The organism is Actinomycetospora termitidis (assembly GCF_030286555.1).
Lineage (GTDB): Bacteria > Actinomycetota > Actinomycetes > Mycobacteriales > Pseudonocardiaceae > Actinomycetospora > Actinomycetospora termitidis.
Map to the genome: position 1 here is coordinate 327,050 of NZ_JASVWF010000005.1, position 17,624 is coordinate 344,673.

Sequence of the window (17,624 nt, forward strand, 5' to 3'; positions counted from 1 at the left end):
CTCAGTACTCGTAGGCGGGCGTCGGCTCGGCGACCTCGACGGCGTCGACGACGGTGACGGTCGGGACGAAGCCGGACTCCCGCGTCGCCGTACCCGGAACGAGTCGGACCCGGGCGGCGACCCAGCGATCGGCACCGCTGCCCGGCCCGCCGACGACGCCCCGCGGATCGTCCAGCCGGACACGCACCGGGCTCGCGTCGGCGGCGCAGCAGGAGATCACGAGGCGGGCGAGGTCGACGCCCGGCCCGGCGCGGGCGGGGACGACGAACCCGATCAGCGTCACGTCCCGCCCGGCCAGCGCCCCGCCGTCGGGAGCCGCGGCCGCGCGGGCGACCAGGTCGACGACCGGCACGTCCGGCGCCTCCCCGGGCGGCAACGGCTCCTCCGGCGCGCGGCCGACCGCGACCGTCCGCGACCCGGCGAGGTCGACCGCGTCCGACCCCAGCGACGGCGGCGCAGCGAGCAGCACCACGAGCACCGGGACGAGCAGCAGCCACGCCGACCGACCGGACCCGTGGTCGTGCTCGACGGGCCCGTCCTCCGGGCCCGAGCGCCGCAGGTCCCGCACGACGTCGAGCAACGCCAGCCCGACCACCACGACCCCGGCCGCCGCCACGAGCGGCGCCATGCCGGGCCGGACGTAGTGCAGCACGGTGCCGTCGGCCACGATCAGCACGAGGACGGCCCCGACGAACACCAGCAGCGCGTTGCGCACCTCGCGCGTCACGGCAGCCCCACCGCCAGACCCGCCCCGACCCCGCACAGCACCGCGACCACGAACGTCACCGGGGCGAACCGGAGGGCGAACGCCCGCCCGAAGGTCCCGGTCTGCAGCGCGATCAGCTTGAGGTCCACCGCCGGCCCGACGACCAGGAACACCAGCCGCGGGAGCAGCGGCAGTGCCGAGAGGGACGCCGCCACGAACGCGTCGCCCTCGCTGCACAGCGACATCACCACCGCGAGCACGGCCATGACCAGCACGGCGAGCACGACCTGCTCCCCCAGTCCGGCCACCCACGCCGCGGGCACCACGGTCGTCAGCACCGCCGCGGCGAGACCGCCCAGCACGAGGAAGCCGCCGGCGTCGACGAGGTCGTGCCGGGCGGTGGCCGCCGCGACCCGCCACCGCGGCCCGTCACCCGGCGTCGGGACCCGCCGCACCCGCTCGGCGATCCACTCCACCCGGCCCGCCCGCGACCACACCCACCCGACCACGGCCGCCGTCGCGAAGGAGCCCACGAACCGTGCGAGCACCATCTCCGGCGCGTCCGGGAACGCGACGGCCGTCGCGACCAGCACGATCGGGTTCACCGCGGGCGCGGCGAGCAGGAACGCGAGGGCCACCGCGTCGGGCACGCCCCGCGCGATCAGCCGGCGCGCCACCGGCACCGACGCGCACTCGCATCCCGGGAGCGCCACGCCCGCCGCCACCGCGACCGGGACCGCCGCCCCGGTCCGCGCCGGCAGCACCCGCCGCAACGCTGCCGGCGACACGTAGGCCGTCAACACACCGCTGAGCAGCACGCCGAGCACCAGGAACGGCAGCGCCTGCACCACGACCGCGACGAACACCGTGGCCCCGACCCGCAACTGCGGCGTCACCAGCGGGTCCACCCCGAGCACCCGCAGCCCCAGCGCGACGACGAGCACGACGGCGAGGACCTCGACCCCACTGACCCGTCGCACCACGCCCGTCGTCATGATCGCGATGGTGGCAGAGGGGTCCGACACCGTGGGCCGGAACGACGACGGTGCCGCCCGGTTCGACCGAAGGGCCCCTTCGGTCGCATAGACGGGCCGTGGGCGCCCATCGCCAGGACGCCGCCGCATGGGCGAGGGGCGCCCCTCGGCGATAGAGCTGACCGAAGGGGCCCTTCGCTCGGATCAGGATCGCGTGCGGACGTAGCGCACCAGGATCGTCGAGTCCTCGACCAGCAACGAGTTCACCGCGAAGCCGCGCGGCGAGTCCAGCGGATCGTCGGTCCGGGCCAGGCGCGACGCCCGCCCGGCCACCGCGGTCGGCACGAAGCTCACGCGCATCTCGTCGACCAGGTCGGCCGCCAGGAGCTTCCCGGTGAGCCCGGGCCCGCCCTCGCAGTCGATCCGCCGCAGGCCCCGCTCGGCCAGTTGCCGCGTCGCGTCCGCCAGGTCGACGTCACCCTCACCCGCGACCAGCACCTCGGCGCCCGCCGCTTTCCAGGCCCGCTGCCGGTCGTCCGGCGCCGACGCGCAGGTGATCACGATCGTCGGGACGAGGACGTCGACGATGCTCGGCGTGTCCGCCGGCAACGACCCGGAGGTCACGACGGCGAGCGGCGGCACGCCGGCGAGGCCGTGGCGCTCCCGACGGCGCGCGGACTCCCCCTCCGGCCGCAGCCCCGGGTACTCCTCGGCGACCGCGGTGCCGGAGGCGAGCAGGACGACGTCGGCCAGGTCGTGCCCGAGGTGGAAGACCTTCCGGTCGGCATCGGTGGACAGGCCCCGGCTGCGCCCCTCGATCTCGATCCCGCCGTCGAGGGAGCTGACGAAGTTCACCGCGACCCAGCCCGACCCGTCGTCGGGAACGGGATAGGTGTACAGCTCCTCGAGCTCCGCCGGCCCCAGCTCCCCGGCGGGCAGCGGCCACACCCGGTGCATCAGGTCCAGCGCTCCGCGCGCGACGGCGGGCGGTGCCCGAGCACGCTCGCGACCATCTCCAGCGTCTGGCGCGTCTCCTCGACCTGGTGCGCCCGCACCATCGCGACGCCCGCCTCGGCGGCCAGGGCGGTGGCCGCGAGCGTGCCGGTGAGTCGGCCCTCCAGCGGGACGTCCAGGGTCTCCCCCACCACGCCCTTGTTCGACATCGCGAGCAGCACCGGCCACCCCGTGTCGATCAGCCGCGGGAGCGAGCGCAGCACCTCGAGGCTCTGCACGGTGTTCTTGCCGAAGTCGATCGTGGGGTCGAGCAGGATGCCCTCCGCGGGGACCCCGGCCTCGACCGCCCGCTCCGCCAGCGCGACGGTCACGTCCACGACGTCGCCCATGACGTCGTCGTAGACCGGCTTCACCGGGTCGGTGCGCGGTGTCAGGCCACCGGTGTGCGCCGCGACGTAGCCGGCGCCGTACCGGGCCGTGGCGGGGAGGATCTCCTCGTCCCACCCGGCCCAGCTGTCGTTGACCAGGTCGGCGCCCGCGGCCAGCAGCGCCTCCGCCGCCTCGGCCCGGTAGGTGTCGATCGAGATCGTCAGCTCCGGGAACTGCTCGCGGGCCCAGAGCAGGGTCGGCCGCACCCGGTCGATCTCCTGGGCGACGGTGACCTCGGGTCCCGGGCTCGCGGGCACGCCCCCCAGGTCCACGACGTCCGCGCCTCCGGCCACCGCGCGGTCGATCGCGTCCTCGGCGGCCCCGGCCTCCCAGGTCGCGCCGTGGTCGTAGAACGAGTTCGGCGTGCGGTTGACGATCGCCATGATGAGGGCGCGGTCCCGTCGCAGCGTCCGGCCGTGGATCGTCAGGTCGACCCCCGCGCGGGTCGGCGTGCTCACGAGACCGTGGTGTCGATCAGGATGGGCATGCCGCCTTGATACACGGCCGGATCTCGCCGGGCCACCGCACGACTCACGGTGCGGTCGCGGCCGGCCGCGGACTCACACCGGTTCGGTGGTCGCCGCCGCCCGCGCGCTCAGGCCCCAGTGCGCCACGAAGGCGACGCCCGCGCCCAGGAACCAGGAGAAGGCCGCGACGTCCGAGGACCCGAGCAGCACCAGCAGCATCGCCGCGACCGCGCCCACCGCCGTGGCCCCGATCGCGACCGGGTTGTAGCCGCGGCGGAAGAAGTACTTCCCGGTCGGGTCGAGCGTGTACATCGCGTCGACGTCGATCACCCGGCGCTTGATGAGGAAGTAGTCCGCGATCAGGACGCCGTAGAGCGGGCCGATGAACGCGCCGAGCGTGTCCAGCGTGTAGTGGATGACCTCCGGGCTGGAGTAGAGGTTCCACGGCGTGAGCAGCACCGAGCCGACCGCCGCGATCATGCCCCCGGTGCGCCAGCTGATCCGCTGCGGTGCGACGTTGGAGAAGTCGAAGGCCGGAGAGACGAAGTTCGCGACGATGTTGATCCCGACCGTCGCGATCATGAACGTCAGCGCGCCCAGCACCACGGCGGTCGTCGAGTCCAGCCGCGCGACGGTCTCCACCGGATCGTCGATCATCTCCCCGAACACCGGCTCGGTGGCGGCCGCCGTGATGACGACGAGCAGGGCGAACACCAGGAAGTTCACCGGCAGGCCGAGGAAGTTGCCCTTCTTGACGGCGGCGAAGCTCTTCCCGTACCGCGAGAAGTCCCCGTAGTTCAGCATCGGGCCGGAGAAGTAGGAGACGACCAGTGCGACGGCCGTCGCCATGATCGGCACCGCCGCCCAGCCGGTGACCAGGTTCTCGGAGAGGTTCAGGTCGATCGCCGAGAAGCCGCCCGCCTGCCAGACGAGGTAGCCGGCGAGCAGGAACATGACCACGTAGACCGCGGGGCCGCAGAAGTCGATGAAACGGCGGATGGCCTCCATGCCCTTCCAGAACACCAGGGCCTGCAGCACCCACATCAGGGCGAACGCCACCCACCCGACCAGCGAGAGTCCGGTGAACCCCGTCGAGTCGTCCGCGTACGGGGCGAGCCCGGGCCAGAGCTTGAGCGCGACGACGACCAGCGAGGCGGAGGCCAGGTAGGTCTGGATGCCGTACCAGGCGACCGCGATCAGGCCGCGGATGATGGCGGGGACGTTCGCGCCCAGCACCCCGAACGCCGAGCGGCAGACGACGGGGTAGGGCGTGCCGGTGGCCTGGGACGGGCGGGCCACGAGGTTGCACAGCAGGTAGACGATCCCGATGCCGACCAGCAGGGCGACGAGCACCTGCCACGCGGCGAGCCCGAGCGCGAACAGCGAGCCCGCCGTCAGGTAGCCGCCCACCGAGTGGACGTCGCTCATCCAGAACGCGAAGAAGTTGTACGACGACCAGGTCTGCTCGCGCAGCGGGGCCAGGTCCTCGTTGGTCAGCCGCGGGTCGTAGCCCTCCCCGCCCACGCCCGCACCGATCGGATGGCCGGCGGCCTCCACCAGATCGTCATGACCTGTGCGCATCTGATCGGTCATCGCGGTCCTCCCCGGGTCGGCTCCGGGCGACGCTAGGTCGCGAATGGACGCGCACCGAGCGATGTCCGAACCCTTCACACGATCCTCATACGCATCACGCGCACGCAACAGTCGGAGTGTGATGCGCCGCACGTCCAACGGCTTCGCGGTCGGCATAGCCACCGACCGTCCGGCGTCGTACTTTCCGCTGCTCACAGGGGTCGAGACCACGCGGAGGAGCGCGGGAACGGAGCGCATCATGGGGGCATTGGACGGACGGGTCGTCCTGATCCTGGGTGGCACGGGGGACCACGGCCGGGCGGTCGTGGACGAGCTGGTGGCCGACGGCGCGACCGTGGAGATCCTCGACGAGGACGCCGAGGCCGCCCGGGCCGCCGCCCGGCGCCACGGTGGCCCGTGGGGTCGGGTCGCGCACCGCCCGCTCGAGCCCGGGGCGTGCGCGGAGCTGATCCGCGCCGCGGTGGCGCGGACCGTCGCCGACCGCGGCGTGCTGACCGGCATCGTGACCGTCGACCGGTCTCCCGCGGAGGTCCTGGCCGTGCTGCGCGCCGCCCGCGCGCCACTGCGGGCCGCGCGGTACGCCGCGGTCGTCCTGGTGGGCAGCCCCGAGCAGACCCGGACGCTGGCCGAGTGGCTCGCCGACGACGGGGTGCGGATCAACTCCGTGCGCCCGAGCGGTGTCCCGCTCGACACCGCCCACGCCGTGCACTTCCTGCTCTCCGACGCCGCGGCCGACGTCACCGGCACGGACTGGCCCGCGGCGGACCGGGACGCCGCCATCCCGCGCCGGGCGAGCCCGACCGCGCGGTGACCGGACCTCAGCTCCCGGGTCGCGGCACCCTCGCCCACAGCGCCGGAAGCCGGTCCTCGGCGTCCCGGGCGCGGCGCTGCTCCGCGCCGTACAGCAGCCCGAGCGTGAAGGGGTGCGTGACCTCCCCGGGGCCCTGCCCGTGGCCCGCGAGCTCGAGCAGGGTCGCCCGGGTGACCGCGGTGTCCTGGTGGACGCCGAGCAGTTCCTGCACCGCCTTCATCCGCTTGCGCAGCCGACGGGCCGGCTTCCCGAGGACCGGCTGGGCGACCTCGTTCGCGTAGCGCAGCCGCTTGGCCTTCTTCCGGGCCTCGTGCAGGGCCACGTCGCGCTCCGGGCCCTCGGGCGTCGCGTCGGCGGCGTCCATCGCGGCGACCACCCGGCGGTGGGCCCGGTCGACCTCGCCGGGCAGGACCCGGCGTGCCGCCCGGGACGCCCGCCCCGTCGTCGGCGGGTCGGCCTGCAGCGCGTCCAACGCCTCGAGCAGCGCCAGGTACCGGACGGAGTCGAGCGCGGTCGTCGCCCGCTCGCGGGCGGCGGCCCCCCGTCGCGTGAACGCCCGGTCCACCTCGGCCGCGACGGGGCCGACGACGAGCGCCGGCGGCGTCTCCGCGAGGAGCTCCTGCAACCGCGCGAGCATCACCTCGGTGTCGCGGGCCGGGGCGAGCTCGCCCGCGAACCACCGCAGTTCCTCCGTGAGCCCACGGGTCCGCTCGCGCGCCAGCACCCGCCCGAAGCCCTGCAGGGCACTGCGCAGCCGGCGGGCGGCGACCCGCATCTGGTGCACGGCGTCCTCGCGGTCCAGGCGCACGAGCGGGTCCTGGTGGCGCAGCGCGCGGGCCTGCTCGGCCAGGTAGCGCAGGACGACCCCGGCGGCGGTGTGCTCGTCCGGCTCGGCGCGCGCGACCGTCGCGGCCCGCCCCGCCAGGACCCGGCCCACCTTCGACGCCGACGCCGAGCGTCGGATCCCCCGCTCGGCGAGCCGCTCCTCGACCTCGTCCAGGAACCCGTCGGGGGCGCCGGGCCCCAGCTCGACCTCGATCTCCTGCCAGGCCTGCAGGTCCTCGCGCCCGTCCGCGTGCACCGTCCGGGCGGTGACCTGGTCGACGACGAGCTCCGCGACCGTCCGCCCGTCCGCGTCCTCGGCCCGCCATTCCCGACGACGGGTCAGCAGCTCGGCGACCGGCACCACCGGCCGGCCGCGGCTGGAGGAACGCAGCAGCGCCACCACGCCCTCCGGCGGCCCGGAGCCGGCCGGCGTCAGCGGGGCGTGCAGCTCCTCGCGGCGGTCACCGGAGCCGGGCAGCTTGACGTGCCACCCGTCGTCGCGACCCCCGGTCCGGCGCCGGAGGGTGACCCGGTCGTGGTGCAGCGCGAGGTCGGCGGTGTCCCAGTACTCCGCCTCCTGCAGCCGCTCCGTCGGCTCGTCCGGCACCGGACGGTCCAGGACCGCGCGCACGTCGTCGGCACCGAGCGTCTCCGCGCCCGCCGCCTCGAACTTCCGCTCGACCTCACCGGCCGACGTCACGGGCACCTGCGACACCTGCGCCACCTCCGTCACTCCCGTCCCATCGAAGCGCACCGGGTCGTCCGGCGGGAGATCACCGGGAACGGTTCAGCCCGCCGGTTCGAAGCGGTAGCCGCGCCCGGGCTCGGTGATCAGGTAGCGCGGTCGCGACGGTTCCGGCTCCAGCTTGCGGCGCAGGTGCCCGAGGTACACCCGCAGGTAGTGGCCCTCGGTGCCGTACTGCGGCCCCCACACCTCCTGCAGCAGCTGCTGCTGGGTGACGAGCATGCCGGGGTGGCGCACGAGGTGCTCCAGCACGCCCCACTCGGTCGGGGACAGGTGCACCTCGGCCCCGCCGCGCACGACCTTCTTCGCGACGAGATCCACCTCGAAGTCCGGGGTGCTCACGCGCGGCTCCCCGTCCCCCGCCACGGCAGCCCCGCGCCGGACGGCCGCGCGGATCCGGGCGAGCAGCTCGGGCATCCCGAAGGGCTTGGTGACGTAGTCGTCCGCCCCGCCGTCGAGGGCGGCGACCTTGTCGCCGGCGTCCGTGCGCGCGGACAGCACGATCACCGGCATCGCGCTCCAGCCGCGGATGCCCTCGAGGACCTCGAGGCCGGGGAGGTCGGGCAGGCCGAGGTCGAGGACGACGACGTCGGGTGCGGGTCGGGCGGCGGCGGCCCGCAGCGCCGCCGCTCCGGTGGCCACCGGGACCACGGTGTGGCCGTGGGCGGTGAGGTTGATCCGCAGGGTGCGCAGCAGGTACGGGTCGTCGTCGACGACGAGGATCCGGCTCACGACGCGGCGGTCCCGGCGACGACGGGACGACGCGGGCCGGGGGTCCCGGCCCGGGGCAGCGAGAGCACCATCGTCAGGCCGCCGCCGGGGGTCTCCTCGGGCTCCAGCGTGCCGCCCATCGCCCGGGCGAACCCCCGGGCCACGTGCAGCCCGAGCCCCAGCCCGCCCGGCGACCCGGCGGTGTCGTGGTCGGCGAGGCGCTGGAAGGCGACGAAGAGCTCGGCGTCGCGGTCCACGCCGGGCCCGGTGTCGACCACCCGGATCTCGACGCGGTCGCCGTGGGCGCTGGTCCGCACCGCGACCGGCCCCGCACCGCCGTGGCGGAGGGCGTTGTCGACGAGGTTCGCGACGATCCGTTCGGTCAGGCCGGGGTCGACCTCGACGTCGTCCGGGAACACCCCGCTGTCCACCCGGACCCGTGCCCGGTCCTCCGCCCGGGGCAGGGCCGCCGCGGCGGCGAGCGCGATCTCGCCCGCGCACACCTCGGCGCGGTGCGGGGTGACGGCGCCGGAGGCGAGCCGGCTGGAGTCGAGCAGGTTGTCCACGAGCCCGACGAGCCGGTCCCCCGACTCCTCGACGGTCGCCAGGAGTTCGTCGCGGTCGGACGCCGCGAGCTCGAGCCCGGGGTCGCGGAGGCTCGAGACGGCCGCCTTGATGGCCGACAGCGGGGTCCGCAGGTCGTGCCCGACGGCGGAGAGCAGGGCGGTCCGCAGCCCACTCGCCTCGGCGCGCCGCGCCGCGTCGACCGCCTCGGCGCTGATCCGCCGGTTCCGCAGCGCCAGCAGCGCCGGGCCGGCGACGGTCGCGAAGAGGCGGTTCTCCGCCGCGGTCAGGGTGCGCCCGCGCCCGACCAGGTGCGAGCCCTCGTCGATCTCGACGTCCGCGTCGGCGTCGGACGGGTCGGCGTCGGACGGGTCGGTGCCCGGGTGGTCGGCCTCCACGGGCACCTGCGCACTCACCGTCCACGACGACTTCGACCCGCGTTCCAGCACCGCCACCGAGTCGAACCCGAACGCCTCCCGCACCCGCTCGAGGAGCCGGGGCAGCGGGTCGGACCGCGAGATCACCACGCGCGCGAAGGACGCGAGCAGGGTCGCCTCCGCGCGCGCCTGCGCGGCCTGGGCCGCCCGCCGGTCGGCGCGGTCGACGACCGCGGCCACGAGCACGGCGATCACCAGCATCGTCGTCACGGCGACGAGGTCCTCGAACCGGCCGATGGTGAACGTGTGAAGCGGCGGCGTGAAGAAGTAGTTGAGCAGCGCCCCGCCGAACAGGGCGGCCACGACGGCCGGGGCCAGGCCACCGATGATCGCGGTGAGCACCGTGGCGAGGAAGAAGGCGACGGTGTCCGTGGAGAGGCCCACGATCGGGAACAGCCAGCCGAAGCAGGTCGCCAGCATCGGGAGGACGACCGCCGCCGGCCACCCGCGCAGGGCCCGCCGTCCCCGCAGCAGGGTCCCGAGCCACGGCCCCCGTCCAGGGTTCTCGGCGCCGCCGTCGGACCGGGGCTCCACGTGCGAGACCAGGTGGACGTCGATCGCCCCGGAGGCCGCGACCGCCCGCGCCCCGATCCCGGGGTCGACGAGCCGGGCGAGCCGCGACCGGCGGGAGGTCCCGAGCACGAGCTGGGTCGCGTTGGCGCCGCGCGCGAACTCCAGCAGGGCCGCGGCGACGTCGTCCCCGACGACCGTGTGGAACGAGGCCCCGACCTCCTTGGCGAGCCGCCGCAGGTCCCGGCCCGTTCCCCGCCCGCCGTCCCGCACGACCACGCCGTCGCCTCGCAGCACCTGCACGCACAGCAGGTCCGCCGAGCCGGCCCGGCGGGCGATGCGGGCCGCGCGCCGCAGCACCGTGAGGGACTCCGGTCCGCCCGTCACGGCGACCACGACCCGCTCGCGCGCCTCCCAGACCTCGTCGATGTCCTCGTCGGCGCGGTAGCGGCGCAGCGCCACGTCCACCTGGTCGGCCACCCACAGCAGCGCGAGCTCGCGCAGCGCGATGAGGTTGCCGGTGCGGAAGTAGTGCGCGAGCGAGGCGTCGATGCGCTCGGCCGGGTAGACGTTGCCGTGGGCGAGCCGCCGTCGCAGCGCCTCCGGTGTGATGTCGACCAGCTCCACCTGCTCGGCGGCGCGGACGACGTCGTCGGGAACGGTCTCGTGCTGGCGGGTGCCCGTGATCCGCTCGACGACGTCGTGCAGCGACTCGAGGTGCTGGACGTTGACCGTCGAGATGACGTCGATCCCGGCGGCGAGGATCTCCTCGACGTCGGAGTACCGCCGGGCGTGCCGGCTGCCCGGCGCGTTGGTGTGGGCGAGCTCGTCGACCACGACCACCTCGGGCGCCCGCTCGAGCACCGCGTCGACGTCGAGCTCGGTGAGGGCCGTGCCCCGGTGCACCACCGTGCGGCGCGGGAGGACCTCCAGGCCCTCCAGCAGCTCCGCGGTCCGGGACCGGCCGTGCGTCTCGACCAGCCCGACGACGACGTCGGTGCCCCGGTCCCGGCGGCGGCGGGCCTCGCAGAGCGCCGCGTAGGTCTTGCCCACGCCCGGCGCCGCGCCCAGGTGGATCCGCAGCTCGCCCCGGGCGGGGTCGCTGCGTACCGACTCCCGGCCCGCGGGCCGGGAGTCGTACCGCTGCGCCGGGTCCTCCACGTCGTCCATTCTGGCCCGTCAGCGCAGACCCGGGCGGGTGGCGACGAGGCCTGCGTTGAGCTCCGAGGTGTTCACGGTCGGCTCGCCGAGGACGCCCAGGGCCCGCCCCGAGGTTGCCTCGGCGACCAGGGCGCGCACCTCGCTCTCCGGCAGCCCGGTCACGCGCGCCACCCGGGGGACCTGGAGGGCCGCGTACTCCGGGCTGATGTCCGGGTCGAGACCGGAGGCCGAGGCCGTGACGGCGTCGTCGGGGACCTCGGCGGGGGCGACCCCCTCGCGGCCGGCGACCACCGCACGGCGCTCGGCGACGGCCGTCACGAGGTCCTCCGCGGTCGTCGCCAGGTTCGAGCCGCCGGACGTCGAGGGGTCGGCCGGGCCGAGATCCGCCGTCGCGGAGTCGGGGGCCGACGCCGAGGGACGCAGGTGGAACCAGGGGTCGGCGGCCGGGTCCGCGGGCACCGGGTCGATCCCGATGAGCGACGAGCTCGCCACCGGGCCGTCGAGCACGGAGCCCTCGGCGCGGTCCACAAGGCCGGGCAGCCGGGAGACGCCCCAGACGACCCCGGGGTAGAGGACCCCCAGGACGAGGGTCGCGACGAGGACCAGACGCAGGGCCGGCCCGAGCTGCCGGGCGAGGCCCCGCCACACGGACGTGCGCCCGGTGCTGCTGTCGATGGTGCTCACGTGGTTCACCCGATCCCCGGGATCAGCCGGACGACGAGGTCGATGAGAGGGATGGCGAGGAAGGGCACGACGACCCCGCCCACGCCGTAGACCAGCAGGTTGCGACGCAGCATCTGCTCGGAGCTCACCGGCCGGAAGCGCACGCCGCGCAGGGCGAGCGGGATGAGCGCGACGATGACCAGCGCGTTGAACACGACCGCCGAGAGGATCGCCGACTCCGGCGTCGCCAGACCCATCACGTTGAGCAGGCCGAGCTGCGGGTACAGCGCGGCGAACATCGCGGGCAGGATCGCGAAGTACTTGGCGAGGTCGTTCGCCACCGAGAACGTGGTCAGCGCCCCGCGGGTCACCAGCAGCTGCTTGCCCACCTCGACGATGCCGATGAGCTTGGTCGGGTCGGAGTCCAGGTCGACCATCGACCCGGCCTCCTTCGCGGCGCTGGTCCCGGTGTTCATGGCGACCCCGACGTCGGCCTGCGCGAGCGCCGGGGCGTCGTTGGTGCCGTCACCGGTCATCGCGACGAGCCGGCCTCCGGACTGCTCGCGCCTGATCAGGGCGAGCTTGTCCTCGGGGGTGGCCTCGGCGAGCACCTCGTCGACGCCGGCCTGCTCGCCGATGGCTCGGGCGGTCACCGGGTTGTCGCCGGTGACCATCACGGTGCGGATCCCCATGGCGCGCAGGTCGGCGAACCGCTCCGCGATCCCGGGCTTCACGACGTCCGAGAGCTCGACGACCCCGCCCAGCTGGACCGCATCGCCCGACACCCGCCCGCAGACCAGCGGGGTGCCGCCGCGCCCGGAGACCTCCGCGGTGACCCGGGCGACCTGCTCGCGCGCGGCCGGGTCGACGGTGCCGTGCTCGTCCAGCCACGCCAGCACCGCGGACACGGCGCCCTTGCGCACCCGGACCGTGCGCCCGCGCTCGTCGACGTCCACCCCCGACATCCGGGTGGTGGCGGAGAACGGCACGAACTCCGCGCGCGCCTCGTCGGCCGACGCCTCGGCGGGGAGCCCGTACCGGGCGGCGCACAGGGCCACCACGGACCGCCCCTCGGGTGTCTCGTCCGCGAGCGAGGCCAACCGGGCCAGACCGGCGAGCTCCTCGACGGACGTCGGGCCCGCGGGGTGCAGGGCGGTGGCCTGCCGGTTGCCGTAGGTGATGGTGCCGGTCTTGTCGAGCAGCAGCGTGGACACGTCCCCCGCGGCCTCGACCGCCCGCCCGGAGGTGGCCAGCACGTTGCGCTGCACGAGCCGGTCCATGCCGGCGATGCCGATCGCGGAGAGCAGCGCGCCGATCGTCGTCGGGATGAGGCAGACCAGCAGGGCGACCAGGACGACGAGCGACTGCGGGCTGCCCGAGTAGACCGCCATCGGCTGGAGCGTGACGACGGCGAGCAGGAAGACGATCGTGAGCGTCGAGAGCAGGATCGACAGGGCGATCTCGTTCGGCGTCCTCTGCCGCTGCGCGCCCTCGACCAGCGCGATCATCCGGTCGACGAACGACTCCCCCGGCTTCGCCGTGATCTCGACGACGATCCGGTCGGAGAGCACGGTCGTCCCGCCGGTGACCGCCGAACGGTCGCCGCCGGACTCGCGCACCACCGGGGCGGACTCGCCCGTGATCGCGGACTCGTCGACGGTCGCGATCCCCTCGACGACGTCACCGTCGCCGGGGATCGTCATGCCGGCCTCGACGACCACGCGGTCCCCGGGGCGCAGCTCGGTGGCCGGCAGCTCGGCGCCGTCCTCGCGGCGGGCCACGGTGCCGGTCCGCGTCCGGCGCAGCGCGTCGGCCTGCGCCTTCCCCCGACCCTCGGCGACGGCCTCGGCCAGGTTCGCGAACAGGACCGTGAACCACAGCCACACCATGACGAGCCAGGCGAACACGCTCGGGTCGACGACCGCGGAGGCGGTGACGACGACCGACCCGACCCACACGACGAACATGACCGGGTTGCGGAGCTGGACCCGGGGATCGAGCTTGCGCAGCGCGAGCGGCATCGCCTCGAGCAGCGCCCGCGGCCGGAAGGCCCCCGTCGGGACCGCGCGACCCGCGGCCCGGGAGTGCTCGGGCGGAGTGTCCGCGGTGGGCGGGTCGATCACCGAGGAGGTCACGGGAGGGCTCCGATCGGGACGGCCGCCAGGCCCTCGGCGATCGGGCTCAGGGCCAGGGCGGGCAGGAAGGTGATGGCGCTGACGAGGACGACCGTCGCGGTCACGAGGCCCGCGAACAGCGGCGTGCCGGTCCGCAACGTGCCCGCCGACTCGTCGCGGCGTGGTTGTGCGGAGAGCAGCCCGGCGAGGGCGAGGACCGCGATGATCGGCAGGAAGCGCCCGAACAGCATCGCGGCGCCCAGCGCGATCTGGAAGAACGGCGAGGTGACGGTGAGCCCGGCGAACGCCGAGCCGTTGTTGTTGGCCGCCGAGCCGAAGGCGTAGAGCACCTCGGAGAGTCCGTGGGGCCCGCTGTTCGTCATCGCGTCGCCGGTGCCGGGCAGCACGATCGCCGCTCCGGTGCCGAGCAGCACGAGGGCGGGCATCGTGAGCACGACGATGGCCGCGCAGGTCACCTCGCGGCGCCCGAGGGACGTGCCGAGCAGCTCCGGGGTCCGGCCGACCATGAGGCCGGCGAGGAACACCGCGATGATCGCGATGACCAGGATCGAGTAGAGGCCGGTGCCCACCCCGCCCGGTGAGACCTCGCCGAACAGCATGTTGAGCAGGACCCCGCCCCCGCCGAAGGCGGTGTAGGAGTCGTGCATCGAGTTGACCGCGCCGGTCGACGTGCCGGTGGTGGAGTTGGCGAACAGGACCGAGGACGGGATGCCGAACCGGACCTCCTTGCCCTCCATCGCCCCGCCGGTGGCGCCCGGTCCGTGTGCCTCCGCGGTCCAGACCACGGCGAGCATCGCGCCCCACAGGGTCGCCATGACCGCGAGCAGCGAGTACCCCTGCCGCATCGACCCGACCATGCGGCCGAAGGTGCGCGTCAGCGACACCGGGATCAGCAGGAGCGCGAGGATCTGCAGCAGGTTGGTCCAGCCGTTCGGGTTCTCGAACGGGTGCGCGGAGTTCGCGTTGAGGATGCCGCCACCGTTGGTCCCGAGCTCCTTGATGGCCTCCTGGGAGGCGACCGGGGCGATCGCGGCCGGGTGGGTGGAGCCGTCCGCGGCGACCAGGGGGACGTTGGCGCGGACGCTCATCACCACGCCGCTCGCGATCAGGACGACGGCCAGGACCGTGGCGAGCGGCAGCAGGATGCGCACGACGGCGCGGGTGAGGTCCACCCAGGCGTTCCCGACGCGTCCGCTGCGCGAGCGGGTGAAGCCCCGTACGAGTGCGACCGCGACGGCCATGCCAACCGCTGCGGACAGGAAGTTCTGCACCGCGAGCGCGAGTGCGTTCGAGGCGTGGCTCATGGTCGTCTCGGGGATGTACGACTGCCAGTTCGTGTTCGTGACGAACGAGATGGCGGTGTTGAACGCGACCGACGGTTCGACCGCGTCCTTCGCGAACGGCAGGAGCCCCTGGACGCGCTGGACGAGGTAGGTGACGAGCACGCCGACCAGGGAGAAGGCGAGGATCGCCAGCGTGTAGGTGACGGCGCGCTGGTCGGAGTCCGGGTCGACGCGGCCGACCCGGTAGACCGCCCGCTCCACGCGCCAGTGCCGCTCGTCAGTGAAGACGCGGGCCATCCAGTCGCCCAGGGGTCGCCAGGCGGCCGCGAGCAACACCAGGAGCACGAGGAGCTGCAGCAGCCCGGCTGCCGTGTCCGACATCAGAACCACTCCGGGCGCAGCAGCGACACCACGAGGTAGAGGAGCAGGGCGAGCGCGACGATCCCGCCGACGACGTCGCCGAGGGTCGCGCTCACAACCGCTCCAACCCGCGCGCCGCGAGCACCAGGACCGCGAACATCGCGATCACCAGGCCCACGTACAGGAGGTCCGCCACGTCCGCCGTCCGTTCCGCTCCTGGCGGCCCCGGGTGGGCCGCCGTGCGGACGCCACCCTGCGCCGGGGTGGGGTCGGTGGACCGGACGTTGACGCGTCGTTGACGCCCGTCGCGCGGGTGTTCACGCGCCCGCGACGATCACCGCCACGAGCGAGCACTCCCGGCGGTGTGGCCCTCCGGGCCGCCGCCGAAGGTGCTCGGTGATCACGACCGGGGTGGTCCCGAGCCTGCGGCCCGCAGCAGCGCGGCGATCACCGGCGCCTTGGCCCGCCGGTAGGCGGCCAGGTCGCGCCACTCCCCCGACAGACCGCGCCGGACGTCGGTGTAGCGGCGGCCGGCCTGGGGGTCGGCGCGGAGCAGGTCGCGGAAGCGCACCGCATCGCCGATCGCGGGATCGTCGGTCGACAGGACGCGCACCTCGACCGCAGTGGGGCACGACCCGTCGTCGGGAAAGGTGGGCCGCCGCCACAGACTGGCGCCCACGAGGCCGAGGTCGTGGGCCTCCAGGAGCCCGTCGTCGTCGGGCACCTCGCCGACGAGGAGGAGGTCGAGCTGGGCGACGGCGGGCAGTCCCGGCACCGCGGTCGCGCCGACGTGCTCGACCCGGCCGAGCGGGGCGAGCCGGTCCACCCAGATGCGCGCCTCGGCGGGCCAGCCCGGGTCGGGAGGGACGAGGGCGACCCGCACCGGGCGCGGCCACGCGGCCGACGCCCGCTGCAGGTCGAGGTCCAGCCCCTCCTCGCTCACCGGCGGGTCAGGCGACCGCCGGCTCGAGCGTCCCGGCCTGCTCGACCTTCTCCTGCTGGACGACCTCGGGGCGGTAGTGCTCGATGACCGCCATGAACTCCTTCGTCTCGGCCTCCGGCACGCCCAGGAAGCGCAGGGTCGCCTCGATCTCGAAGTACACGGCGTCGAACTGCTCGTCGGTGATGTGCAGCTTCGTGTGGGCGGCGATCATGTCGAGGCCCGGGTAGCACTTCGGGCCGCCCGCCGCCTCGATCGACCAGGCGGTGACCAGGAACTTGTAACCGGGCCCGTTCGCCGCGACGTGGTGCTCGGCAACGGCCGGGTTCGCGACGACGCCGGCGTTCTCGAAGAGCCGGTCGACGAGGACGTCGACCGCACCGGCGATCGCGTAGGTCCCGCCGAGGCGCTCGAAGAGCGAGGTGCTGGGCATGGTGGTGGCCTCCACAGCGTCGTGAGTGATCCGGCTCACTGTCACACGCGAGCGGATCGCGCACAACCGGGCCGACCGTTGCCCCGCAGGACCCGCTGGACGAGGCTGTCCGCCGTGCCGATCCGCGTCGAGGACGACCCGGACGACGACCGCGTCGTCGTCATCACCATCGACCGCCCCGAGGCCCGCAACGCGCTCGATCCCGAGCACCAGCGCGACCTCGGTGCCGCCGTCGCCGCCTTCGAGGCCGACGACCGGCGCCTGGCCGCCGTCCTCACCGGGGCCGGGAACACGACGTTCTCCGCAGGCGCGGACCTCAAGAAGCTCATCCCGGCCTACCGCGAGGCCGTCCGTGCGGGCGACGACCCGGAGTGGAACTTCGGCGGGTTCACCGCGACCGAGCGACGCAAGCCGCTGATCGCCGCCGTCAACGGGCACGCCCTGGCGGGCGGCCTGGAGATGGCGTTGGCCTGCGACATCCGGCTGTGCTCGCCGAACGCGACGTTCGGGCTGGCGGAGACGAAGTGGGCCATCATCCCGGGGGCCGGCGGCACGGTGCGGCTGCCGCGGGCGGTGCCGCTGGGCCTGGCGATGGAGATGATCCTGTCCGGGGAGCCGATCGACGCGGCCGAGGCGTACCGGACCGGGCTGGTGAACCGGGTCGTCGAGCCGGCGGAGCTCGTGCCGGCCGCGTGCGCGCTCGCGCGGTCGATCGCCGCGAAGGGTCCCCTCGCGGTGCGGGCCGCGCGGGCGCGGGTCCTGGACGGGCTCGGTCTGGACCACGAGACCGCGATGGCCCGCGAGCACGAGGCGTTCCTCGCGGTCATGCGAACCGACGACGCCGTGGAAGGGCCGGCGGCGTTCGCGGAGAAGCGTCCCCCGCGCTACCGGGGCGCCTAGGTAGTTCCCCGGTCCCGACGGCG

General features: G+C 74.6%; 16 protein-coding genes. 2 read left to right on the forward strand and 14 right to left on the reverse strand.

Features of this window, described 5'->3' with window-relative positions:
• Position 1: 1 nt before the first annotated feature.
• From QRT03_RS22315 to QRT03_RS22335, 5 genes are all read right to left on the reverse strand, one after another.
• Positions 2-727, reverse strand: a complete 726-nt coding sequence (locus tag QRT03_RS22315; RefSeq protein ID WP_286055257.1) for a TIGR03943 family putative permease subunit — start codon at positions 725-727, stop codon at positions 2-4.
• On the reverse strand, positions 724-1,701 hold the full coding sequence (locus QRT03_RS22320) for a permease (protein WP_286055258.1): 978 nt from the start codon (positions 1,699-1,701) through the stop codon (positions 724-726). The genes QRT03_RS22315 and QRT03_RS22320 overlap by 4 nt, the downstream gene beginning before the upstream one ends.
• A 183-nt stretch (positions 1,702-1,884) precedes the next feature.
• Positions 1,885-2,637: a dihydrofolate reductase family protein gene (locus QRT03_RS22325; protein ID WP_286055259.1), complete on the reverse strand. Its 753-nt coding sequence runs from the start codon at positions 2,635-2,637 to the stop codon at positions 1,885-1,887.
• On the reverse strand, positions 2,637-3,446 hold the full coding sequence (gene folP / locus QRT03_RS22330) for a dihydropteroate synthase (RefSeq protein WP_286055413.1): 810 nt from the start codon (positions 3,444-3,446) through the stop codon (positions 2,637-2,639). Before folP ends, QRT03_RS22325 begins: the two co-directional genes overlap by 1 nt.
• Positions 3,447-3,623: 177 nt before the next feature.
• Entirely contained in the window at positions 3,624-5,123 is a 1,500-nt protein-coding gene (locus QRT03_RS22335) for an NCS1 family nucleobase:cation symporter-1 (protein ID WP_286055260.1), read from the reverse strand.
• A gap of 238 nt (positions 5,124-5,361) precedes the next feature.
• Between QRT03_RS22335 and QRT03_RS22340 the strand changes: the two genes are divergently transcribed.
• Positions 5,362-5,934, forward strand: a complete 573-nt coding sequence (locus tag QRT03_RS22340) for a hypothetical protein (protein WP_286055261.1) — start codon at positions 5,362-5,364, stop codon at positions 5,932-5,934.
• Positions 5,935-5,941: 7 nt separating this feature from the next.
• Here the strand turns inward: QRT03_RS22340 and QRT03_RS22345 are convergent, their stop codons facing one another.
• The 9 genes from QRT03_RS22345 to QRT03_RS22385 form a co-directional block, all read right to left on the reverse strand.
• A complete protein-coding gene (locus QRT03_RS22345; RefSeq protein WP_286055262.1) occupies positions 5,942-7,474 on the reverse strand; it encodes a CYTH and CHAD domain-containing protein in 1,533 nt (510 codons plus the stop codon).
• A gap of 72 nt (positions 7,475-7,546) precedes the next feature.
• Positions 7,547-8,236, reverse strand: a complete 690-nt coding sequence (locus tag QRT03_RS22350; RefSeq protein ID WP_286055263.1) for a response regulator — start codon at positions 8,234-8,236, stop codon at positions 7,547-7,549.
• The gene (locus QRT03_RS22355; RefSeq protein ID WP_286055264.1) at positions 8,233-10,896 is read right to left on the reverse strand and encodes a sensor histidine kinase; all 2,664 of its coding nucleotides are present in this window, start codon (positions 10,894-10,896) and stop codon (positions 8,233-8,235) included. Before QRT03_RS22355 ends, QRT03_RS22350 begins: the two co-directional genes overlap by 4 nt.
• 9 nt (positions 10,897-10,905) lie before the next feature.
• On the reverse strand, positions 10,906-11,571 hold the full coding sequence (locus tag QRT03_RS22360; RefSeq protein WP_425604881.1) for a potassium-transporting ATPase subunit C: 666 nt from the start codon (positions 11,569-11,571) through the stop codon (positions 10,906-10,908).
• A 5-nt stretch (positions 11,572-11,576) separates the two neighbouring features.
• Positions 11,577-13,571 carry a potassium-transporting ATPase subunit KdpB gene (kdpB, locus tag QRT03_RS22365; protein ID WP_425604887.1) on the reverse strand — a complete coding sequence of 665 codons (1,995 nt, stop codon included), beginning with the start codon at positions 13,569-13,571 and terminating at the stop codon, positions 11,577-11,579.
• 110 nt (positions 13,572-13,681) lie between these two features.
• A complete protein-coding gene (gene kdpA, locus QRT03_RS22370; RefSeq protein ID WP_286055265.1) occupies positions 13,682-15,349 on the reverse strand; it encodes a potassium-transporting ATPase subunit KdpA in 1,668 nt (555 codons plus the stop codon).
• Positions 15,349-15,444 carry a K(+)-transporting ATPase subunit F gene (gene kdpF / locus QRT03_RS22375; protein WP_286055266.1) on the reverse strand — a complete coding sequence of 32 codons (96 nt, stop codon included), beginning with the start codon at positions 15,442-15,444 and terminating at the stop codon, positions 15,349-15,351. The genes kdpA and kdpF overlap by 1 nt, the downstream gene beginning before the upstream one ends.
• Positions 15,445-15,728: 284 nt before the next feature.
• A complete protein-coding gene (locus tag QRT03_RS22380) occupies positions 15,729-16,271 on the reverse strand; it encodes a GrpB family protein (protein WP_286055267.1) in 543 nt (180 codons plus the stop codon).
• Between the two features lie 7 nt (positions 16,272-16,278).
• Entirely contained in the window at positions 16,279-16,701 is a 423-nt protein-coding gene (locus QRT03_RS22385; protein WP_286055268.1) for a group I truncated hemoglobin, read from the reverse strand.
• A 114-nt stretch (positions 16,702-16,815) separates the two neighbouring features.
• On the opposite strand from QRT03_RS22385, the gene QRT03_RS22390 reads away from it, so the two are divergent.
• Positions 16,816-17,601, forward strand: a complete 786-nt coding sequence (locus tag QRT03_RS22390) for an enoyl-CoA hydratase/isomerase family protein (protein ID WP_286055269.1) — start codon at positions 16,816-16,818, stop codon at positions 17,599-17,601.
• The last annotated feature ends 23 nt before the right edge of the window (positions 17,602-17,624 follow it).